This window comes from Bacillus sp. N447-1, assembly GCF_022701035.1.
GTDB lineage: Bacteria > Bacillota > Bacilli > Bacillales > Bacillaceae_G > Bacillus_A > Bacillus_A cereus.
The window spans coordinates 4,201,460-4,223,417 of sequence record NZ_CP065509.1 but is presented as its reverse complement, the minus strand read 5'-3'; the positions used below and the strand labels follow the sequence as shown (position 1 = coordinate 4,223,417).

The following is a 21,958-nucleotide window of genomic DNA, read 5'->3' as shown; positions in this document are numbered from 1 at the left end:
TTTTGTATTCGATATAAATTAAAAAATTCCTTTATAATTCGACAATATTTTTCTAAACTTGTTAGAAAGTGTTGCCGATTACATTGTATAAACGATTTTGAACCTTTCCTATAGGTCCTTTATCTGCATAAATCGCATATACATACTTGCTATATAAAATTGTATACATTTGCTCATCTGTTACAAATGTATCTCTTAGAAACAATACATATACACCTTTTTCCAAGAAGAGTAGCAAGCCACATATACTGTTTGATCTTGGGATCTGTAACTTTTTCATGTTGATCCATATAACAATCAACTCCATTTTGTTCAGTATCTACAATGATCCAATTGCCTTGCTATTTCCTTAAAGGATGAGCATATGATGCGACAAACAAAATTCCGACATGAAATTCCGCTCCAACTTGCACAATTTCAGCCTTCACGGGATATACATCTACACCAACTAATATGTTGTTGATGTTTTGCATATTTCTGTATTCTACATCCCTTCTGTGAATCCTTCCATAATGTGCGTTTTCTTGTATAGATTTTGTCGATTTAACGTAATTACATGTCTTTTTCGTAAATCCTATCCCTAGTTTATTCTGAAAAATTAAAGTCTAAACGTAAAATATAGGTTTTTATCACAATTTTTTATTATAATATATTTTCTTCAACTACGCTACATATCCCTTTATTTTTTCATCTTACATTTCAGGATGACAAACTCACACCTTGAATATACTAAAAGACAAAGGAGTATAAGTATAACCATTACACTACAATCTATTACAAAATCCATAGGTATCATATTTCACACGAGCGAAAAAAGCACATTCACCTTTGGTAAATGTGCTAAAACATTTTTTGGTTTTGCACTGCATTCACAATAATATTTGCTGTTTCTTCAATCGCTTTATTCGATACATCGATTACTTGGCAATTTATTTTACTAATTACTTCCTCAAAATGATCAATTTCTTCTTGAATACGATTAATATTTGCATATGTTGCTCCATCACTTAATCCAAGTGATTTTAATCGTTCTTTTCGAATATGATTTAACTTATCTGGCGTAATTTTCAAACCGAAACATTTTTCTTTTGCCACTTGATATAGTTCTTCAGGTGGGTCAACTTCTGGCACGAGTGGTACATTCGCAACTTTCAAGCGTTTGTTATGAGCTAAATATTGGGAAAGTGGTGTTTTTGATGTACGCGAAACACCAATCAACACGATATCTGCTTTTAAAATACCTCGTGCATCTCTGCCGTCATCATACTTCACAGCAAACTCAATCGCTTCAATCTTTTTAAAGTATTCTTCATCTAACCTACGGACAACACCTGGCTCATATCTCGGCACTTGCCCCGTAATTTCTTCAATTTGATCAATAAGAGGGCCGATAATATCGTATGCCTCTACCCCTTCTTTTGCAGCCTCTGTTACTAAATACTTGCGCATATCAGGCTTAACTAACGTAAAACATATAAGTGCTTGATTACTCTTAGCAATCGAAATCACTTCTTTTAATGTCCCTGTATCTTCTACATACGGTACACGTCTAATATCAGGAGCAAATGGGAATTGCCCCATTGCTGCTCGAACAACCAAATCAGCCGTTTCCCCTACAGAGTCAGATACGACATATACGATTTTATTATCCATTACATTACCTCACTTTAAACAAATTACACTTATTCGTTATTTACTAAATTTACAAACGCACGTGTAATATTTGTTTTTGTAATTCGCCCAATCACTTCTAAACCTTGTTTCGTATCTTTTACAACTGGCATTGCATCAATCTGTCTTTCTATTAATTCCATCGCAATATCATATAAAGAATCCTCTCTACGACACATCGCAATGTTTGGCATCCTTGTCATGATAATATTAACCGGAAGAGAGGTTAAATCCTGCTTTCCTAAGCTCGCTCTTAATAAATCTTTACGAGACACAACACCAACTAATAGAGTCATCTGATCTACAACGAACAATGTACCAACGTCCTCTAAAAACATCGTACAAATTGCATCATATACGGAAACATTTTTATCAATTACAACCGGTCTAGATTGATAATCTTGTACTTTAATTTTCTTAACAGCTTCAGATAATAGCTGCCCCCCAGTTTTACCCGTATAAAAATAACCTACGCGTGGACGTGCTTCTAAATAACCAGCCATCGTTAAAATTGCTAAGTCTGGTCTTAGCGTCGCACGTGTTAGACCCAATTGCGCTGCAATTGATTCCCCTGTAATAGGACCGTGATCTTTTACAATCTGAATGATATGTTCTTGCCGTTTATTCAGCTCTATGATAATCACCACCTTTAATGCACAACGAAAAAAGTTATACTATCTCTTAAATATTATATACTAAATATGCTATTCGAAAAAGAAAGTATGTAAAAAGGACCGTATACGGCCCAAAATTATATTTGAAACTTATCAAGTTGTTCTAAAAAACGTCTTGATTTCAAATAAATTCCGCAATATTCATCATAATATGTATTCAATACTAAACGCATTTGTTTTTTTGTGCTATCCTTTACCGATACATTTCCGAGCCTATGTAAATCGAAATGGAAGAAAAGACGTAATAATTTATGAACAGCTTCTCCTACCGGTATACGATATGGGTCTTGCTCTGCATGACGTGAGCACAGAAAACCGCCTTCCCTGACGGAGAAGGCGACAAAGTCTGTTTCTTGATGACAAATCGCACATGTATCAAAGTACGGGCGCATCCCTAATACCGGAAGCATTTTCGTTTGATAAATTAATGATAATACTTCTGGATCAACACCCTCACACATATAATGCAACGTTTGATATAACATTTCAAATAAATACGGATTATGTTTTTTATCTTCTGTTGCTTTATCAGTTAACTCAACAATAAATGATGCATAAGCAGTTAAAAATATATCCTCGCGAATTTCTTTCATAGTTGAAATAATCTCGCCTTGTTGCAATGTTCCAAGCCCAGATCCCATTTGAATTAGAAAATGGCCATGTGTCATTAATTGCGACACAGATGCTAATCGGCTTTTCGGTTTTTTTGCCCCTCTTGCCATTGCACTTACCTTACCAAGTTCTCTTGAGAATATTGTAACAATTTTGTTCGTTTCTCCGTAATCTGTCGTACGGATAACGATGCCCTCAACTTTTTGAAACATGTTCGTCACCATCCAAGGTTTGAACAAAACGGGTCAAGAAATTGGAGAGTCTAGATGCGCTAGCTCCTCTTCATGTTGATCCATCTCATCGTTTACGTCTTTTTCCATTTCTTTCAAAAGCAAGTACGTTTCAATGCTTCCTGTTTTGGAGAAAAACTTCCAGGTAAAATCTAGCATAAGAATCCACCTTTCTCAATAAGCGTAGCCTATAAACCAATTTCCTTTGTTGTTATTAAATTGACCCATTTTGTCCATTTTCATGTGAGAAAAATTTTTCCTAATTTATCAAAGTTCATAAAAACCAATAATCAGTGGATGAACCAACCATCCACTGATTACAACTTTACTCTATTTTAGTACTCATCCTCGCGGAAACCTAGGTCACGAAGCTGAGACATTTTATTACGCCAATCTTTTTGCACTTTTACCCATACTTCCAAAAATACTTTAGAACCAAGTAGCGCTTCAATATCAAAACGAGCTCGCTTACCAACTTCTTTTAACATTTTTCCTTGTTTTCCGATGATGATTCCTTTTTGTGATGCACGTTCAACAACAATCGTTGCATTTATATAAACTGCCCCGCCCTCACGCTTTTGAATCGCATCGATAACAACAGCCACAGAATGCGGCACTTCTTCACGTGTTAAATGTAGTACTTTCTCACGAATAAGCTCTGCAATAATAAATCTCTCCGGATGATCCGTTACTTGATTCTCTGGATAGTATTGTGGCCCTTCTGGTAAATACTTTTTAATTGTTCCAATTAAAGCGTCCACATTATTACCGTCTAACGCAGAAATTGGTACAATCTCTGCAAATTCATGTAGTTTACGATATTGATCAATTAACTCTAGTAATTGCTCTGGATGAAGTTGGTCAATTTTATTAATGACTAAAAATACTGGTTGTTTCGTTTCTTTTAATTTCTCAATGATGAATTCCTCACCACGACCAAATCCTTCAACTGCATTAACCATAAACAGAACAATATCAACTTCTTTTAATGTCGTTTGCGCCATCTTTACCATGAAGTCGCCTAATTTATGTTTAGGTTTATGTATTCCTGGTGTATCAATGAAAATAACTTGTGCATCATTTTCTGTATATACACCTTGAATTTTATTACGAGTCGTTTGTGGCTTATCACTCATAATAGCAATTTTCTGGCCGATAATACGGTTTAAAAATGTAGATTTTCCAACATTCGGTCTGCCAATAATAGAGACAAAACCTGATTTATAACCTTTTCTATTCATGTAAATCCTCCGCTAAAAATGCTCCTGGTAACAATTCTCCGACTGTCGTCTCTTGAACGTCACCATGTAAGTTTGATAAGTATACTTTCGTATCCTGTTTACATAATTCTACCATAACTTGTCGACATGCTCCACAAGGAGGTACTGGACGCTTTGTATCTGCTACAACCGCAATGGCTACAAATTCGTTATCCCCTTCAGAAACGGCCTTAAATAAAGCTGTTCTTTCAGCACAATTACATAAGCCATATGATGCATTCTCAACATTACATCCACGATACACTTTTCCATCGCGCGTTAATAATGCTGCACCTACTTGAAATTTAGAATATGGTACGTACGCTTGTTTACGCGCTTCGATTGCTTCTAGAATTAATTGTTTACTATTCATATTCCCGCATCCTTCCTGTTCACAGCTATGAAGAGATACACTCTCTCATTAAAGGCCCTTACGGCACTTCCAAAGCTTAATAAAAGCTTCGGAATGCAACTATACCATATACGGTAAAAAGATAATAGCACCAATTATAACAGCTATAATTGCAAACAATAAAACCGCTCCTGCCGCAACATCCTTTGCAATTTTTGCAAACGGATGAATATCGGCAGTCGCTAAATCTACCGTTTTTTCCACAGCCGTATTTACCATCTCTAAACTCATTACACTCCCTATTACAATAAGTAATATCATCCACTCTATTTTCGTAATATGGAAATAAAAGCCGCAGCATATAACAATGACTGCGGCTAAATAATGGATTTTCATATTTCGTTCATGACGAAAACAAAAGAATATACCAGCTATAGCATATCCAAAACTATCTATAAGTTTTCCTTTTTTCATCGTCCTAATCCAAAAGCTTCTAAAATTTCTTTTTGTCTTCCGAACATTTCTTTTTCATCTTCTTCTGTCATGTGATCATAACCAAGTAAATGTAAAAAGCCATGTAACGCCAAAAATCCAAGTTCACGATCGAAAGAATGTCCGTACTCTTCAGCTTGCTCTTTCGCCCTTGGAATAGAGATAATAAGATCCCCTAACATGCGCGGCATCTCTGCACCAACAATCTCCATTTCTCCTTCTCCCATCTCTTCCATGGCAAAGGATATTACATCTGTAGGTTGATCTTTATCTCGGTAATCACGATTAATTTCTCTAATGCGCTCATTATCTACAAATGTCACCGATACCTCCGCACCATCCTCGATATTTTCCATTTGAGCTGCTTTTTCTAACACTTCACGAATTAAACTCATATACTCTTCTTTTACTTCTTCTGTTTCATCAATAAAATCAATTAACAAATTCATTCTTTCTCCTTTTCTTCCGGAGGTTCCGGATATGTAATACGCGAATGGAAAATACCATTTAACGTTTCACACAACGTTTTTCCAACGATTTGTAGTTCCTTAAACGTCAAATCACATTCACTAAATTGACCGTCTTGCAGTCGATCTTTAATAATACTTTGCACCAAATTATTAATTTGTTCTGGCGTTGGGTGATTCATAGAACGTACCGCAGCTTCTACACTATCAGCAATACCAACAATTGCCGATTCTTTCGAAGTTGCTTTTGAACCTGGATAACGGAACATCTCTTCTGTATATTTTTCTTTATCTTCTTTAATAGCTTTATAATAAAAATATTTCAGTAACGTTGTACCGTGATGTTGCCCAGCGATATCAATAATTTCTTGTGGAATATGATATTCTTCGAGCATTCTTACTCCATCCGTTACGTGAGCAATTATAATATCTTTACTCGTTACAGGATCTAATTTATCATGCGGGTTTTTAATTCCCATTTGGTTTTCAATAAAGAATTGCGGTTGTACTGTTTTTCCTACATCATGATAATATGCCCCTACACGCGCTAATACACCATTTGCCCCAACTGCTTCACAAGCAGCCTCAGAAAGATTCGCTACCATTACACTATGATGATATGTCCCTGGCGCTTCTAACAAAATTCTGCGTAAAAGCGGATGATTTGGACTTGATAGTTCCATAAGCTTCATACTTGATACGATTCCAAGTCCACTTTCTAAATATGGTAAAATCCCCATAGCCAAAACGGATGATATAATCCCTGAAAGTGAAGCCATTAATAATTGCGTACCAATTTCAAGAGGCGAAAAATTCCCATTACGTAATAATAAAAGCGCCGCCAATACGACTACATTTAATACAGAAACGAGTATACCAGCTTGTAAAATCATTGTACGACGATTTTTTTCTCGCAAGAAAATACTAACCGATAACGAACTTAACAATACGTAAATCCCTACACTATAATTTAATGTACTCGTTACTCCTTCATTAAACATAATACTTCCGCATACAGAAAAAATCATACTCGTTAAAAAGACAAATCGATCACCAATCATTAGTTTTACAAGTATTGTTCCCATCGCAACCGGGACAACATATGCAATCCCTGCGTATTCAAGTTTTTGAAACAAACTAATGATTTTCATTAAGACGATTGTGATAGACAAAATTGTAATATACGCTAAAACATACGGTCTATCTTCTCTTTTTCTCTTTAAAAATAATTCAAATTGTTTATGCATAAAGTATAGTAACACACCAATGAGTACCGCTAATCCAACATAAGGTTGAAAACCGTTCCCTTTTTCTAACAAACCAACTAATTTCAACTGATTATACACATCACTTGAAATTGTTTCACCTTCTCTAACAAGAACTTGTCCTTGAAGAATATAAACAGGTGGAACTAAATCTTCCTCTGCTTTTCTCTTCTCTTTCGTTAAGATTGGGTCATAAAAATAGTTAGCTGAAATTGCATATCTTCCTAGCGCCTTAATTGATTCTTTTAAACCATTATCAACATTAACACTATTCATCTCACTTACATATCGTTCTTTCGCATCTTTCAATTCGTCCATTTTAATATGCTCAGTCATGATACTATTAATCGCTGTGACCGCAGCATCTTTCGCTAATACTAATTGGCTCGGATCTGCATTAATCAAATTCAGTAAGTTTGAATCAGATAACTCTTTCGTTAAGTCAGCGGGTAGTTTCTTTTTTAACTTGTCCACTTTCTCAGCATCAGTCATCTTTTTTTGATCATCCGGTCCAACAGCTTTAATCTCTTGCACCACTTCATCCACTTTAGCAAAGACGTCATTCACAATATCAACTTTGTTTTGTTTATACTCACTTTTATATGTATATTGATCTTCAACTTTTGTAGCGGCTTCTTTTTTCTTTTTATCCGTTGTAACTTTATCTTCGATTTTTATAGGAGAATGGATTGTCTTTTTCGCAATAGAATACATATTAACATCTAATTGTTCTGGTTTTACATTATTCATAAGCGCAAAAAACAGCACTGCTCCTAACACAACGTAAGAAATCCAACTTAGTTTTTTCGAATGTTGTAAATTACGAAACCACTTAGAAATTTCTTGAGATCTTGACATGATTTCAATACCTTCTCCTCTCCAGAAATAAAGTGAAACTATTTATAGCTTTCATTTCTTCTACCAAACGATACTTTGAGGCAATATTTTATACACTAGTACCAATAGTTTATTTTCCTTATCTTTCATGATAGTAAAAAATATGACGTTCGCCAACCTTATCATACAAAAAGAAATGATCCTGACAAATAGGATCATTCCATTTTATCATATGCCTCAATAATACGTTGCACCAATGGATGTCTCACAACGTCCGTTTGTTCTAATGTAATAAATGACAGACCTGATACACCAGATAAAATATTAGCAGCTATAGATAGCCCTGATTTTACCCCTTTTGGCAAGTCTACTTGTGAAGGGTCCCCTGTAATAACCATTTTAGAACTAAAACCTAATCTTGTTAAAAACATTTTTATTTGAGCACCCGTTGTATTTTGAGCCTCATCTAAAATAACAAATGAATCATCAAGCGTACGCCCCCTCATATAAGCAAGCGGAGCTATTTCAATTACTCCTCGCTCCATCATACGCTGCGTATATTCTTGTCCAAGAATATCATGTAAAGCATCATATAACGGGCGTAAGTATGGATCTACCTTCTCTTTCAAATCCCCTGGTAAAAAACCTAAATTTTCTCCAGCTTCTACAGCAGGTCTTGTTAAAATAATTTTCTTTACATATCCTTGTTTTAAAGCCCTCACAGCCATTACTACAGCTAAATATGTTTTTCCAGTTCCTGCAGGCCCTATCCCAAAGACAATATCATTCTTCTTCATCGCATGAATATATCTTCTTTGCCCCATTGTTTTTACACGAATGGATTTACCTTTTGCAGTCTTGAAAATTTCTTCCTCATATAACTCTTCAAATTGAGCAATTTTCCCTTGTTGTGCAAGCTGAATCGCATACGCAACATCTCTCTCTGAAATTGATATACTTTTACGAATTACAACAAGTAATTGCTGTAAGATTTTTTCTACGAGTGCCACCGTTTCAACTGCCCCAGATACATGAACAGTTTCTCCTCTAGTTACGATCGATACATTCAGTTCTCGTTCAATTACTTTTAAATGCGCATCATTAACTCCAAAAAGAGCGATTGCTTCGTTAGCATTTTCCAATTGTTGGTTCATTTCTACTAATTGTTCTGCCATTACTCAGTCTCCTTGAATATCGGATTCGGATATTGGTTGTGGCTCTGCAATATTTTCAACCACAGTATAATGCAATGTAACTTTTAGTTGATCCGCCTCAACCTCTTTACTCAAAATCTTATCACTTACAATCATAGCATGTTCATCCAATTTTTTCTTTAGTTCTTTTTCGGCCATCTCCTTCGCTACTTTCAGCGCTTGCTTTTCTGTATATTCTCGATTCGCTTCTTCCTCTTCTCTCACAACATCTTTTTCATATGCAATCGGCAGTGTAAAACCAAATAATTTCACATCATGCTTTACACTTTCAGTACGAGAGCGTTTATACTTATCATGCTGAAATCCCCATATTTTTATTTTCGTATCCCCGAATTTAAGAAAATGTTCATTGTATACATTACCAGTATACACTTGGAATTGCGTCTTTAACGGGACATCCACCTTAGATGTATACCACGTTTCGCCATATACAATACCTTTCGCTGAAACAATCGTCGGACTTTCCTCATTACCATATATTCCCGATACGAGAATCTGTCCTTTTTCTACATGATCATTTTTCAGTACAACCGGCTTTCCAACTTCTACAAACGTTTTTGTAATAATCGCTTCTTTTTTTGCTACTAAATTTTGCGGCCTTTGTTCCTTTTCTTTCTTCGGTTCGTTTTTTTCAACAATTTTAAAATGATAAGTCGTTCCCCTTACTTCTAGTCCCGCCCAAGTAATGGCATTAATATTATCTGTCAAATGGCGTTGTACATCTTCTACATTCGGCATTTGAAATTGTAGTTTCCCTTTTTTAATACCCATTTTATCCAATTCTTTCATCAATATATATTCTGTTTCAGGTTTAGCTCCTGTAATTTCAATTTTCCAAACCATATTTGACATTGCAATCACACCAAAAAAGAAAATTAAAAAACCAATTAAAAATCCACTGTTTTTAATTAAACGTTTATTCCAAAAAGGAAAACCATAACGTCCAATAAAATATAATTTACATTCATTTTTTCTATAAATTGGTTTTATTTTTTTCACATCGCGTAACAACATACAAAAAACTAACGTTTCATCAGCTATCTTTTTAACATCCCAAACTAATAAATTCCTCCGTACACATTCATTAACAAACCGTTCCGCTCCTCTACCTTCAATTCGCACTTTTACATATCCAAGCCACTTTATAAACCATTTATTTTTCATTTACCACCTTCACTACCTTTCTAAAAGTAGATATACTACTTTTTATTTGAAGCATTAAAATAGCTCGTACTAAAATAAAACAGAGTAAAACTGTAATCAGTCTCTATCAACGGAACTTTTACAGGATAAAGAAGAAAAACTTCACAAATGGAAGTTTCACTTCAATCACCTTTTTTTTCATTTTCTAAAAATGTTACTTGCTCAATTATCCCCTCGAGTAAAAGCTCTTCTGGAAGAATCGTTTTAATAACAAAGGATTGTCCTTTAATTAATAATTGACCGTGTTTTAAAAGCAATCGCACTTCTTTATCTGAAAACACTAATAACCCCCGATGATTTTCTATATAAATATGTATTTGCCCAACAAGAGTAATCCGAGGTAGATCCATTAATACATCCACTGGTAGGTCTACTTGTTTTGTCAACCAATTTTTCATTTGTTCTAATTTCTTCATCTCGAAAGACCCCCTCTCATCCCATATATATGTATTTCTTCACAAGTGCCTATCGTGTTATAACGACTTCACTAACATAACTATATTCTGCAAGAGTTCATATCATGTTAATTAAAACAGTCGCTATATGAAATCATATTTGTCAGGACAATGATGGATCAGAGGATGTTACCTTTAATAATAGAAGTATTAATACAAGAATATGCGCCTCTACAGGATATCAGTACAAGTTACATTAAGAAATTGAGCCTAGCGAGAAGTGGGAAACTTGAAAAAACCTGTTACAATTCGTTCTGGACGTGACATACTGACCATAGAATAAGTAGTTGTCATTTATTGGACAACTGAGATAAAGTAAAACTATAATCAATCCTCACCAATCGGGCTACCCGTTAATGCGGGATAAAATCAAAAAAAAAGAAAATTTCTTCACTCTGAATGTTACGTTGTAAGTAAGAATATTTTATAGATGGTTGTTATATGAATTTCAAAAAATATTAGGGTTCATTAAAAAATGAATTAATAAATGAGGAAATACGAAAGGAAATCGGCTTTGGTCAAGAAGTTTTGAATGTTATAAAACAAGTTACCGACAGTAATATCCAGCCATTTTATGCAACTGATGCAAAATCTAAAATAGTTAGAATCTCTTTCGTTACCTTTGAGGATTATGCTGAAGAGCAAGCTATAAAACTTCAATCTGAGTTTCAGAAGGCTCGGTACTTAGCTTTTATTCGCGAAAGAAGTTTTAGTCAAGGAAGTAAGAATAGGTGTAGAATCGGAATTATACAAGGAAATAATAAATTGAAACTTTAACTAGAGGGGTTTCTATCACTTACAGAAACGCTTTTTAAGCAATATAGCGTTTCTCCTTAATCAGAACAATAAAAAAACGTCTCATACGAAATGAGACGTTTTTTTATGCTAATAGCTGGATAACCAGCTTATTCACAAGTGATCCGTCTGTTTTACCTTTTACTTTCGGCATAACAGCAGTCATCACCTTACCCATATCTGCTTTAGAAGTCGCACCAACTTCAGAAATAACTTGCTTGATTACATCAACTAGTTCTTCTTCAGTTAATTGCTCTGGCAAATATGCGCTTAAAATCTGAATTTCACTTTGCAGTTTATTAACAAGGTCTTCACGACCAGCTTTTTTAAATTCAAGGAGGGAGTCCTTATACTGTTTTACTTCACGAGCTAAAACTGTTATTTCCTCTTCTTCAGTAAGAGTATGTTGCAGTTTAATACCTTCATTTTGTAAAGCAGCCTTAACCATACGAATAACGGTTAATTTTTCTTTTTGTTTATTCTTCATCGCTTGTTTCATATCATCGTTTAAACGACCGAGAAGACTCATAACTTACACCCTCTCTTAGAATTTACGCTTTCTTGCCGCTTCAGATTTCTTCTTACGTTTTACACTTGGTTTTTCATAAAACTCGCGCTTTCTTGCTTCAGCAAGTGTACCAGTTTTAGAAACCGATCTTTTAAAACGGCGAAGTGCATCCTCCAAAGACTCGTTTTTACGAACGACTGTTTTTGACATTCTCTTTCCCTCCCTCCGAAACATCACACTTACATACTAACTTCAGCATGCAAAAAGAAACACTTCTTCAGCATGTCTTTTACGATTATAATACATTTTATCACTTCAGGTCAACTATTTGGCAGAATAAAAGAAGAATAGAAGCATTTCCTTTTCAAAAGTTATGCAAATAACTAGTATCCTTCACTGATGAAGACAACTATATTTTTATCATTTCATCTTTTTTCATACAGGGATGCATGAAACGCCTCCCCACCTTCTATTACTTAACCGCTTCAAATAAAGAAAGCATGCAAACCGTTTCCGGTTGCACGCTCTTTTTATGCGCTAGCTGATTCTTTTTTCACATCATCTTCAAGAACACGAACAAATTGCGCTTCGTTATATGGATAACCAGCTTTCGTAATTTTCACTTTCACTAGCTTACCAATTAATTCTTCTGATCCTTCAAATACAATTTTCAAGTAGTTATCTGTATAACCTACATATAACCCTTCACGGTCGCCCTCTTTAAATTGCTCTTCCGGAATGATTTCAAGCACTTCACCTTCAAACGCTGATGCGTACTCTTTCGCTAATTGATTAGATAGCTCAATTAAACGATGAACACGATCGTTCTTCACATCTTCAGGAACTTGATCTTCCATGCGCGCTGCAGGTGTTCCTGTACGTTTTGAGTAAGGGAACACATGTAACTCAGAGAAGCGGTTCTCTTTAATGAAATTGTATGTTTCCATGAATTCTTCTTCTGTTTCACCTGGGAAACCAACGATTACGTCAGATGTAATCGCAAGGCCTGGTAACGCTTCTTTCAAACGATCTAAACGCTCTTGGAAGAATTCCATCGTATATTTACGACGCATACGTTTTAATACAGTATTAGAACCAGATTGCAACGGAATATGCAAGTGGCGTACAACTACTTCAGATTTATCTAACACTTCAATTACTTCATCTGAAATTTGACTCGCTTCAATAGAAGAAATACGAAGACGTTTTAATCCGCCTACTTCCGCTTCCATATCACGAAGTAATCCAGCTAAGTTATAATCTTTTATGTCTTCGCCGTATCCACCTGTATGAATACCCGTTAATACGATTTCTTTATAGCCTGCATCCACTAATTGTTGCGCTTGTTTAATAACTTCTTTTCCATCACGAGAACGCATTAAACCGCGCGCCCAAGGAATGATACAGAATGTACAGAAGTTATTGCAACCCTCTTGTATTTTTAAAGACGCACGTGTACGATCCGTGAAATAAGGTACATCAAGTTCTTCGTACACACGTGTTTTCATAATATTGCGGACAGCATTAATTGGTTGACGCTCTTTACGGAATTCTTCGATGTAACCTAACATCTTTTCACGATCCTGTGTACCAACTACAATATCCACACCCGGGATCGCCATAATTTCAGCTGGAGATGTTTGTGCATAACATCCCGTTACACAAATAACTGCATCTGGATTTTGACGCACAGCACGTCTGATTACTTGACGGCTTTTTTTGTCCCCAGTATTCGTTACTGTACATGTGTTAATAACATATACATCAGCTTTCTTTTCATATTCTGTTCTTTCATAACCACCTTGTTTAAACAATTGCCAAATGGCTTCTGTTTCATAGTGGTTTACTTTACAACCTAACGTATGGAACGCAACAGTTGACATTGATCATCACCCCATCAATTCAAAATGATACGAAGCAGCACTTAACGCGTATAACGGCGCCGTTTCTGTTCTTAAAATTCTTGGTCCTAAACTACATGGTACAAATTTATGTTCACGAAGCGCTGTAATCTCTTCCTCAGCTAAACCGCCTTCTGGGCCAAATACAATCAATAGCTTTTGACCTGGTTTCATTGTCGTTAAAGCTTTCGCAAAATTAGATTTCTCGCCTTGTTTTGCTTCCTCTTCGTAAGCAACAAGACAAGCATCATACTCACCACTCATTGAAAGCAATTGCTTAAATGATGCTGGAGCATGTACTTCTGGAATTTCACTTCTATGTGATTGTTCCGCAGCTTCTTTCACAATTTTTCTTAAACGCTCAACTTTTTTATCAGCTTTTTTCGCATCCCATTTTACGATAGAGCGAGATGCTTGAAATGGTAAGAATGCAGCTGCCCCAAGCTCAGTTCCTTTTTGAAAAATTAACTCTAGCTTGTCTCCTTTTGGCAGTCCACTTGCAATCGTCACGAAAACAGGAAGTTCACTTGACGCCTCTACCCATTCTACAATAGCCGTATTAATAAATTCACTGGTAATTTCATCAATTGAACATACTGCTGTTTTTCCATTTACACAGCAATAAATATGATCACCAGCTGACATACGCATCACTCTTGCGATATGATGTACGTCATCACCTACAATGCGAATACTTGTCTCATTTACATATTTCTCTTCTACAAAATAACGTTGCATATAATCACCTTAGTAGAGTTTCGTTCCTTTCGTAAGTCAACACTTACGAAAAGAACGAAACGTTATCATTTTTCATATAACAAACGGCAAGTCCCTCACCTTATAGTGAGAGACTCCCCTTTTCATTATAGACTAAAATCTATATTACGCATTTCGTGCAATAATTGCTACCCAATCTTCCATTCGTAACACTTCTTCAATTGTAAATCCAGCTTTTTCTAGCGCCTCAGAAATTACTTTTTCCTTCGCAGCAATAATGCCCGATGTAATAAATAATCCACCTGACTTCACAACTCTTGCTGCATCTTCAGGGAATAATAGAATAATTTCTGCTAATAAGTTAGCTACGATTAAATCAACAGGACCTTCAATACCTTCTAAAAGACTATTTTGTCCAACAGACACGATATCATCTGTTTTATTTAAACGTACATTCATTTCTGCACTTTCAACCGCAACCGGATCTAAATCATACGCTTGAACAGAAGACGCACCTAATTTTGCTGCTGCAATACTAAGTACACCAGAACCTGTTCCTACATCAATAATAGCGTCACCTGGCTGTACTGTTTTTTCTAAAGCACGGATACACATCGTTGTTGTTGGATGAGTTCCTGTACCAAACGCCATACCCGGGTCTAATTCAATGATTTTTTCATCAGGAGAAGATGGTGTATATTCTTCCCAAGTCGGTACGATTGTGAATGTATCAGAAATTTGTACTGGATGGTAATATTTTTTCCAAGCAGTAGCCCAATCTTCTTCATTGACTTCGTTAACGGTAATATTTCCAGTACCAATTTCGATGTCGTAAGATGGAAGCACATCAATAGATGATTTTACACCTGCAATCGTTTCATGTAAAGAATCGGTTTGCGGGAAATATGCTTTTATTAATACACCTTCCGCCGGATATTCATCTGGATTCAATGCATAAATTTCACCATATTGTTGCTCGCGCTCTTTCGTTAACTCCGCTGGATCCTCAATCGCAACTCCGCTAGCACCAGCTTCATGTAAAATATGAGAGACAGCTTCTACTGCTTCTTCTGTTGTATGAATACTAATTTCTGACCATTTCACAATTTACCAACTCCATTTTTTATTTCCATTATTCCCCTTTGAAAGCACGTTTAAGCTTTCCGAATAAACTATCATCCTGCTCTTCTTGTCCTGCAAATTCACGTAATAAATCTTTTTGCTGTGAAGTCAATTTCGTCGGTACAACAACACGAACGACTACATATTGATCTCCTTGACCGTATCCACGTACGTTCGGAGCACCTTTTCCTTTTAAGCGGAACTCTGTTCCAGTTTGTGTTCCTGCTGGGATTTTCAGCTTCACTTTACCATGAACAGTAGGGACTTCCACTTCAGCACCAAGTGCCATTTGTGCAAATGTTAATGGCATTTCGCAAATAATGTGGTCTCCTTCACGCTCGAAGAATTCATGATTTCTTACATGAACAACAACATATAAGTCTCCTGCTGGTCCGCCATTTACGCCGGCTTCACCTTTTCCAGACACACGAATTTGTTGACCATTATCAATACCCGCTGGAATTTTAACATTAATTTTTTTACGTTTACGAACTTTACCTGAACCGTGACATGTCGTACATTTTTCTTTAATAATTTGTCCAGTTCCTGAACAATGACCACAAGCTTGACGGTTTACGATACGACCAAACGGTGTGTTTTGTTCAACACTCACTTGACCAGAACCTGAACAATGTTTACATGTTTCTTTTGAAGTTCCTGGTTTTGCTCCACTACCTTTACAAGTATCACATGGATCTTCTACTGGAATTTCTACATTTAATTCCTTACCAAAAATAGCTTCTTCAAAATCTAAAGTGACTTGATATTGTAAGTCAGCGCCTTGGCGCGGAGCATTTGGATCACGACGTCTGCCGCCGCCACCGCCAAAGAAAGAACTAAATATATCTTCAAAGCCGAAGCCACCACCGAAGTCTCCTCCGCCGCCAAATCCACCGAATCCTTGATTTGCACCAGCATGACCAAATTGATCGTACTGCGCACGCTTTTGATCATCACTTAACACTTCGTATGCTTCTTGTACTTCTTTAAACTTTTCAATTGCATTTTCTTCTTTACTTACGTCTGGATGGTATTTTTTAGCCAAACGACGATACGCTTTTTTTATTTCATCTGTTGAAGCGCCCTTGCTAAGTCCAAGGACCTCATAATAGTCTCGTTTACTCATAAATTTACAACCCCCGAATCTTTCACATAAACGTAATTTTAACACCGAAAGAAAGTGCTTTGCAACAAAGTTTCCTCACTTACAGTATGCAAAGCGAAAAACTTAAGATCCTCACACATCGCTTCTCATTCGTGAAAAAAGCCAAAGTCAAGGCACGCTTGACTTTGACTTTTTGTCATCTTACTTATTATGTTTACAGTTGAATTACTTGTCTTCTTTTACTTCTTCAAACTCAGCGTCAACTACATTGTCTTTCTTCGCGCCAGCGTCTTGTGCACCTTGCGCACCTTCTGCTTGACCAGCAGCTGCTTGAGCTTGCTCGTATAATTTAACAGTTAATTGTTGTACGATTTCTTGTAAAGCATCTTTTTTCGCACGAATTTCTTCAAGCTCGTTTTTCTCGATTGCAGCTTGTAATGCTTCTTTCGCTTCTGTTGCTTTTGCAACTTCAGCTGCATCTACTTTACCTTCTAAATCTTTTACAACTTTGTCTGTTTGGAATACAAGTTGGTCAGCTTCATTACGAAGTTCAACTTCTTCCTTACGTTTTTGGTCAGCGTCAGCATTTGCTTCCGCTTCTTGTACCATACGTTCTACTTCTTCATCAGAAAGACCTGAAGAAGATTGGATTGTAATAGCTTGCTCTTTGCTTGTTCCTAAGTCTTTCGCACGTACGTTAACGATACCGTTCGCATCAATATCGAATGTTACTTCGATTTGTGGAATACCACGTGGTGCTGGTGGAAGGTCAGTTAATTGGAAACGACCTAACGTTTTGTTGTCAGCTGACATCGGACGCTCACCTTGTAATACGTGAATGTCTACTGCTGGTTGATTATCAGCAGCTGTCGAGAATACTTGTGACTTACTTGTTGGAATTGTAGTGTTACGCTCGATTAATTTCGTGAACACGCCACCCATAGTTTCAATACCTAAAGAAAGTGGAGTTACGTCTAATAATAGAACGCCTTCTACATCACCAGTAAGTACGCCACCTTGAACTGCAGCACCTAATGCTACAACTTCATCAGGGTTTACACCTTTATATGGCTCTTTACCAGTTTCACGTTTAATAGCTTCTTGTACAGCTGGGATACGAGTAGATCCACCAACAAGAATAACTTTATCTAATTCGCTTGGAGCAAAACCAGCGTCTTTTAATGCACGACGAGTTGGCTCTAATGTTCTTTCAACAAGACCTGCTGAAAGCTCTTCGAATTTCGCTCTTGTTAACGTTAATTCTAAGTGTAATGGACCAGCAGCTCCAGCACTAATGAATGGTAATGAAATTTGAGTTTGTGTTACACCAGAAAGATCTTTTTTCGCTTTTTCAGCTGCATCTTTCAAGCGTTGAAGCGCCATTTTATCTTGGCTTAAATCAATGTTATTTTCTTTTTTGAACTCAGCTACTAAGTGATCGATGATAACTTGGTCAAAGTCATCGCCACCAAGACGGTTGTCACCAGCAGTTGAAATAACTTCGAATGTGCCGTCTGCTAACTCAAGGATAGATACGTCAAATGTACCGCCACCTAAGTCATATACTAAGATTTTTTGTTCTTCGTCTTGTTTTTCTAAACCGTAAGCAAGTGCTGCTGCTGTTGGCTCGTTAATGATACGCTCAACTTCTAAACCAGCGATACGACCAGCATCTTTCGTTGCTTGACGCTCTGCATCGTTGAAGTATGCAGGTACTGTAATAACAGCTTTCGTTACTGTTTCACCTAAGTATGCTTCAGCAGAAGCTTTTAAATTTTGTAAAATGATTGCAGAAATTTCTTGAGGTGTATAATCTTTACCTTCAACTTCTACTTTGTAGTCTGTACCCATATGACGTTTAACAGACATGATTGTATTTGGGTTTGTAATTGCTTGGCGCTTTGCAACTTCCCCAACTTGACGTTCTTCATTTTTGAAAGCTACAACAGAAGGTGTTGTACGGTTCCCTTCTGGATTTGGGATAACCTTTGGTTCTCCACCTTCCATAACAGCTACACAAGAGTTTGTTGTACCTAAGTCAATACCGATAATTTTACTCATGGCGAATCCTCCTAGTTTTATGTAAATTATTGATTTACTTTTACCATTGATGGGCGAATCACACGGTCTTTTAATTTATAACCTTTTTGGAATTCTTCCACAACCGCGTTTGATTCAAATTCACTATCTTCCACTTGCATAATAGCTTGGTGTTCATTAGGATCAAACTGTTTACCAACAGCTTCAATCACTTCCACACCTTCTTTAGTCAGCGCTTCTAACAATTGACGATGCACCATCTCCATACCTTGTAACAATGATTTCGTTTGCTCATCAGTCGCTTCCACTTGCATTGCTCTTTCAAAATTATCAAGAGCTGGCAAGATGTCTGAAACTAGACTTTGTGCTCTATATTTTTCAGCAGCCTGTTTATCCATTTGGACACGGCGCTTATAATTTTCAAAATCAGCTTGTAGACGTAATGTGCGACCTTCCGTTTCCGTTAGTTTCGCTTGTAACTCATCTACTTTTTCTTGTAAAAGAGCAGCCTCACTTTTTTCTTCTACAGTTTCTTCACTGTTTTCTGGCGTGACAGCTTCTTCAACTTGCGCTTCTTTTACTTCTTCTACCACTTGTTCGTTACGCTCTTCCACAATATTCACCTCCTTAAAAGGTATTAGGTATCATGCATAGCATGATTACCTAAGCATTATATATTACACACAGCAATGAAAATTTCATCACTTGAGCGAATGTATTACTCTCATTTACTTTTTAAGCCCATCAGTAAATTGTCTCGTAAATAACTGTAACAAACTAATTACACGAGAATATTGCATTCTCGTAGGACCTAAAATAGCAATTGTTCCAAGTTGCTCTTCGCCGATCGAATATGTTGCAGAAATTAAACTACAATCCTCCATAGCCGTCGAAGAGTTTTCCCTACCAATTTTCACTTGAATCCCGACTTGTTTATGACGCAAAATGTCATAAAATTCGGCTTCATTATCAATCATGGTAAGTAAAGATCTAACCTTTTGAATGTCATGGAACTCTGGCTGCGAAAGCATATTTGCTTTTCCTCCAAAGTATATCTTTTCCGATAACGGAACTTGAAATGTACCATCCAACATTTTTATTGCACTATCGTAATTATGAACATACCCACGTAAAACTGTAACAATTTCCTTAAAGATTTTATTATGAAGTTCTTCCATCGGTACGCCAGATAGCTTTTCATTTAAAATATTAACCATTTTTTCTAAATCTGATAAATCAACAGATTCCGGAACGGTAATCGTTTTACTTTGTACATGCCCTGTATCGGTTACAATAATAGCGACTGCAGTTTGACGATCAAGCGGCACAATTTGTACATTTTTAAGTTTATTTGTACTTAACTTCGGTCCAAGAACAATTGCCGTATAATTCGTAAGTTCTGATAAAATTTGAGCAGATTGCTGTGCAATTTTTTCCGCTTCAAAAATCCTTTCAGCAAATAAATCTTTAATTTGTACAATTTCAGCGTTCGGTAAGTTTTGCGGCGCTAAAAGATGGTCTACATAAAATCGGTAGCCTTTCTCAGAAGGAACACGTCCAGAAGAACTGTGCGTTTTTTCAATAAAGCCTAATTCTTCTAAGTCCGCCATTTCATTTCGAATAGTAGCTGAACTAAATGTGATTTCATCTTTTTTAGCCAACGTTCTAGACCCAACGGGCTGCGCTGATCCAATAAAGTCATCAATAATTGTTTGTAAAATTAAGAGCTGACGTTCCGTAAGCATCTCATCATCACCTCTGTTAGCACTCTTTGTCTTTGAGTGCTAAATCTATTAATAACTTACCAAAATTGACATTCAATTGTCAACGGAAACGTCACGAAATAATGAAACTTTTTCACGCCTATGGAACATTTAATTAGTCAATCAAAAATGATTGGAATACTTCATTCCCTAATAATTTTCCTTTTCGCGTTAAACGCACATGTCCATCTTCCTCTTCAAGCAATCCCTGCTCTTGGTTGCTTTGTAACTGCTTCGCGAAAACTTGATCCATCTCTACATTAAATTTATTGCGGAACGCCGTTTTAGAAACACCTTTTGTTTTTCGAAGCCCTAAGAACAGCTCTTCTTCCATTCTTTCTTTCTCCGTCACTTTGTGAACATCTAAATACGGAAATCCTGTTTCATCAATTTTATTAAAATATTGCTTCAGAGGACCAACATTTTGAATACGTTCTCCGTTCACATAACTATGAGCTCCAGCTCCAAATCCATAATACTCTTCATTATTCCAGTATGTGAGATTATGTCTACTTTTATTGTCACCTTTTGAGAAATTACTAATTTCATACTGGTTATAACCGTGTTTCTCCATTTCATCCATTACTATTTCATACATTTTCGCTTCATGGTCTTCACCCGGAAGACGTAATTTTCCTTTGTTCATTAAGTTATAAAACACTGTTTTTGGCTCCACAATTAATGAATATGCCGAGAAATGTTGTACACCAAGCGTAAAAGCAATATCTAATGTTTCTTTTACATCTTCTATCGTCTGTCCTGGCAAAGCATAAATAATATCTACATTAATATTTTTAAAGCCTACTTCCTGTGCCTCTCGAATCGCGAGGAATGCATCTTCCCTCGTATGCTTGCGCCCGATCTTCTCAAGAAGTTCATCACGGAACGTTTGCACACCAAAACTAATTCGATTTACTCCACCTTCTAGCAGTACATTTAGCTTCTCTTTCGGTAAATCTCCTGGATTCGCTTCAAATGTTAATTCACAATTCGGGGCGAACGGACGCAAATGACGATTAATAATCTCGAGTAATTTTTTTGTCTGTTCCATATTTAACGCTGTCGGAGTTCCCCCACCCACAAAAATCGTTTTCATACTATCAAATGGAACTTTTTGAACCGTATTTATTATTTCCTTCTCTAAATAATCTAAATATTGATCAACCGGTTGGCGTTCAATAAACACTTTATTAAAATCACAATAGTGACAAATGTGCTGACAAAACGGAATATGAATGTATGCAGCTTGTACCAAATATAACTCCTACCTTTCTAA

At 36.3% G+C, this 21,958-nt stretch carries 23 protein-coding genes; all 23 read right to left on the bottom strand.

Features of this window, described 5'->3' with window-relative positions:
- Positions 1–61: 61 nt before the first annotated feature.
- The 23 genes from IQ781_RS21440 to hemW all read right to left on the bottom strand — a co-directional run bounded on the left by IQ781_RS21440 (position 62) and on the right by hemW (position 21,937).
- Positions 62–205, bottom strand: a complete 144-nt coding sequence (locus tag IQ781_RS21440) for a hypothetical protein (protein ID WP_000479733.1) — start codon at positions 203–205, stop codon at positions 62–64.
- Between the two features lie 635 nt (positions 206–840).
- Positions 841–1,653, bottom strand: a complete 813-nt coding sequence (locus IQ781_RS21435) for a pyruvate, water dikinase regulatory protein (RefSeq protein ID WP_000368936.1) — start codon at positions 1,651–1,653, stop codon at positions 841–843.
- Between the two features lie 29 nt (positions 1,654–1,682).
- A complete protein-coding gene (ccpN, locus tag IQ781_RS21430) occupies positions 1,683–2,315 on the bottom strand; it encodes a transcriptional regulator CcpN (protein WP_000583756.1) in 633 nt (210 codons plus the stop codon).
- Positions 2,316–2,422: 107 nt separating this feature from the next.
- Positions 2,423–3,169, bottom strand: a complete 747-nt coding sequence (recO, locus tag IQ781_RS21425) for a DNA repair protein RecO (RefSeq protein WP_000487009.1) — start codon at positions 3,167–3,169, stop codon at positions 2,423–2,425.
- A 33-nt stretch (positions 3,170–3,202) separates the two neighbouring features.
- Positions 3,203–3,346, bottom strand: a complete 144-nt coding sequence (locus IQ781_RS21420; RefSeq protein ID WP_000883924.1) for a YqzL family protein — start codon at positions 3,344–3,346, stop codon at positions 3,203–3,205.
- Between the two features lie 176 nt (positions 3,347–3,522).
- Positions 3,523–4,428: a GTPase Era gene (gene era / locus IQ781_RS21415; RefSeq protein WP_001080230.1), complete on the bottom strand. Its 906-nt coding sequence runs from the start codon at positions 4,426–4,428 to the stop codon at positions 3,523–3,525.
- Positions 4,421–4,819 (bottom strand): cytidine deaminase, encoded by a 399-nt coding sequence (locus tag IQ781_RS21410; protein WP_001086283.1) that lies wholly within the window; start codon positions 4,817–4,819, stop codon positions 4,421–4,423. Before IQ781_RS21410 ends, era begins: the two co-directional genes overlap by 8 nt.
- Positions 4,820–4,918: 99 nt before the next feature.
- Positions 4,919–5,272 (bottom strand): diacylglycerol kinase family protein, encoded by a 354-nt coding sequence (locus IQ781_RS21405; RefSeq protein ID WP_000715464.1) that lies wholly within the window; start codon positions 5,270–5,272, stop codon positions 4,919–4,921.
- Positions 5,269–5,739, bottom strand: coding sequence for an rRNA maturation RNase YbeY (ybeY, locus tag IQ781_RS21400; protein WP_001050397.1), 471 nt, complete (start codon positions 5,737–5,739; stop codon positions 5,269–5,271). Before ybeY ends, IQ781_RS21405 begins: the two co-directional genes overlap by 4 nt.
- Entirely contained in the window at positions 5,736–7,880 is a 2,145-nt protein-coding gene (locus IQ781_RS21395; protein ID WP_000091510.1) for an HD family phosphohydrolase, read from the bottom strand. The genes ybeY and IQ781_RS21395 overlap by 4 nt, the downstream gene beginning before the upstream one ends.
- A 194-nt stretch (positions 7,881–8,074) precedes the next feature.
- Positions 8,075–9,034: a PhoH family protein gene (locus IQ781_RS21390; RefSeq protein ID WP_000840501.1), complete on the bottom strand. Its 960-nt coding sequence runs from the start codon at positions 9,032–9,034 to the stop codon at positions 8,075–8,077.
- Between the two features lie 3 nt (positions 9,035–9,037).
- Entirely contained in the window at positions 9,038–10,237 is a 1,200-nt protein-coding gene (yqfD, locus tag IQ781_RS21385) for a sporulation protein YqfD (RefSeq protein WP_000792498.1), read from the bottom strand.
- 161 nt (positions 10,238–10,398) lie between these two features.
- A complete protein-coding gene (gene yqfC / locus IQ781_RS21380) occupies positions 10,399–10,692 on the bottom strand; it encodes a sporulation protein YqfC (RefSeq protein ID WP_000732269.1) in 294 nt (97 codons plus the stop codon).
- Positions 10,693–11,611: 919 nt separating this feature from the next.
- Positions 11,612–12,055, bottom strand: a complete 444-nt coding sequence (locus IQ781_RS21375; protein ID WP_000054562.1) for a GatB/YqeY domain-containing protein — start codon at positions 12,053–12,055, stop codon at positions 11,612–11,614.
- 15 nt (positions 12,056–12,070) lie between these two features.
- The gene (gene rpsU / locus IQ781_RS21370) at positions 12,071–12,244 is read right to left on the bottom strand and encodes a 30S ribosomal protein S21 (protein WP_000048061.1); all 174 of its coding nucleotides are present in this window, start codon (positions 12,242–12,244) and stop codon (positions 12,071–12,073) included.
- Positions 12,245–12,564: 320 nt separating this feature from the next.
- Complete coding sequence (mtaB, locus tag IQ781_RS21365) at positions 12,565–13,917, bottom strand: tRNA (N(6)-L-threonylcarbamoyladenosine(37)-C(2))-methylthiotransferase MtaB (protein WP_000108680.1); 1,353 nt, start codon at positions 13,915–13,917, stop codon at positions 12,565–12,567.
- 6 nt (positions 13,918–13,923) lie between these two features.
- Positions 13,924–14,673, bottom strand: a complete 750-nt coding sequence (locus IQ781_RS21360) for a 16S rRNA (uracil(1498)-N(3))-methyltransferase (protein WP_001190154.1) — start codon at positions 14,671–14,673, stop codon at positions 13,924–13,926.
- Positions 14,674–14,817: 144 nt separating this feature from the next.
- A complete protein-coding gene (gene prmA / locus IQ781_RS21355; protein ID WP_000872097.1) occupies positions 14,818–15,756 on the bottom strand; it encodes a 50S ribosomal protein L11 methyltransferase in 939 nt (312 codons plus the stop codon).
- A 28-nt stretch (positions 15,757–15,784) separates the two neighbouring features.
- Positions 15,785–16,900 (bottom strand): chaperone protein DnaJ, encoded by a 1,116-nt coding sequence (gene dnaJ, locus IQ781_RS21350; RefSeq protein WP_000043946.1) that lies wholly within the window; start codon positions 16,898–16,900, stop codon positions 15,785–15,787.
- A gap of 204 nt (positions 16,901–17,104) precedes the next feature.
- Entirely contained in the window at positions 17,105–18,940 is a 1,836-nt protein-coding gene (gene dnaK / locus IQ781_RS21345) for a chaperone protein DnaK (protein ID WP_000034700.1), read from the bottom strand.
- A 26-nt stretch (positions 18,941–18,966) separates the two neighbouring features.
- Entirely contained in the window at positions 18,967–19,533 is a 567-nt protein-coding gene (gene grpE / locus IQ781_RS21340) for a nucleotide exchange factor GrpE (RefSeq protein ID WP_000392711.1), read from the bottom strand.
- Between the two features lie 114 nt (positions 19,534–19,647).
- A complete protein-coding gene (gene hrcA / locus IQ781_RS21335; RefSeq protein WP_000954941.1) occupies positions 19,648–20,664 on the bottom strand; it encodes a heat-inducible transcriptional repressor HrcA in 1,017 nt (338 codons plus the stop codon).
- 133 nt (positions 20,665–20,797) lie between these two features.
- Entirely contained in the window at positions 20,798–21,937 is a 1,140-nt protein-coding gene (gene hemW / locus IQ781_RS21330; protein WP_000249433.1) for a radical SAM family heme chaperone HemW, read from the bottom strand.
- Between the last annotated feature and the right edge of the window lie 21 nt (positions 21,938–21,958).

Excerpts from the sequence above, each read along its gene's own strand:
- IQ781_RS21435 (WP_000368936.1), bottom strand. The coding sequence starts at position 1,653 with ATGGATAATAAAATCGTATATGTCGTATCTGACTCTGTAGGGGAAACG.
- recO (WP_000487009.1), bottom strand. The coding sequence starts at position 3,169 with ATGTTTCAAAAAGTTGAGGGCATCGTTATCCGTACGACAGATTACGGA.
- IQ781_RS21420 (WP_000883924.1), bottom strand. The coding sequence starts at position 3,346 with ATGCTAGATTTTACCTGGAAGTTTTTCTCCAAAACAGGAAGCATTGAA.
- era (WP_001080230.1), bottom strand. The coding sequence starts at position 4,428 with ATGAATAGAAAAGGTTATAAATCAGGTTTTGTCTCTATTATTGGCAGA.
- IQ781_RS21410 (WP_001086283.1), bottom strand. The coding sequence starts at position 4,819 with ATGAATAGTAAACAATTAATTCTAGAAGCAATCGAAGCGCGTAAACAA.
- IQ781_RS21405 (WP_000715464.1), bottom strand. The coding sequence starts at position 5,272 with ATGAAAAAAGGAAAACTTATAGATAGTTTTGGATATGCTATAGCTGGT.
- ybeY (WP_001050397.1), bottom strand. The coding sequence starts at position 5,739 with ATGAATTTGTTAATTGATTTTATTGATGAAACAGAAGAAGTAAAAGAA.
- IQ781_RS21395 (WP_000091510.1), bottom strand. The coding sequence starts at position 7,880 with ATGTCAAGATCTCAAGAAATTTCTAAGTGGTTTCGTAATTTACAACAT.
- IQ781_RS21390 (WP_000840501.1), bottom strand. The coding sequence starts at position 9,034 with ATGGCAGAACAATTAGTAGAAATGAACCAACAATTGGAAAATGCTAAC.
- yqfD (WP_000792498.1), bottom strand. The coding sequence starts at position 10,237 with ATGAAAAATAAATGGTTTATAAAGTGGCTTGGATATGTAAAAGTGCGA.
- yqfC (WP_000732269.1), bottom strand. The coding sequence starts at position 10,692 with ATGAAGAAATTAGAACAAATGAAAAATTGGTTGACAAAACAAGTAGAC.
- IQ781_RS21375 (WP_000054562.1), bottom strand. The coding sequence starts at position 12,055 with ATGAGTCTTCTCGGTCGTTTAAACGATGATATGAAACAAGCGATGAAG.
- rpsU (WP_000048061.1), bottom strand. The coding sequence starts at position 12,244 with ATGTCAAAAACAGTCGTTCGTAAAAACGAGTCTTTGGAGGATGCACTT.
- mtaB (WP_000108680.1), bottom strand. The coding sequence starts at position 13,917 with ATGTCAACTGTTGCGTTCCATACGTTAGGTTGTAAAGTAAACCACTAT.
- IQ781_RS21360 (WP_001190154.1), bottom strand. The coding sequence starts at position 14,673 with ATGCAACGTTATTTTGTAGAAGAGAAATATGTAAATGAGACAAGTATT.
- dnaJ (WP_000043946.1), bottom strand. The coding sequence starts at position 16,900 with ATGAGTAAACGAGACTATTATGAGGTCCTTGGACTTAGCAAGGGCGCT.
- dnaK (WP_000034700.1), bottom strand. The coding sequence starts at position 18,940 with ATGAGTAAAATTATCGGTATTGACTTAGGTACAACAAACTCTTGTGTA.
- hrcA (WP_000954941.1), bottom strand. The coding sequence starts at position 20,664 with ATGCTTACGGAACGTCAGCTCTTAATTTTACAAACAATTATTGATGAC.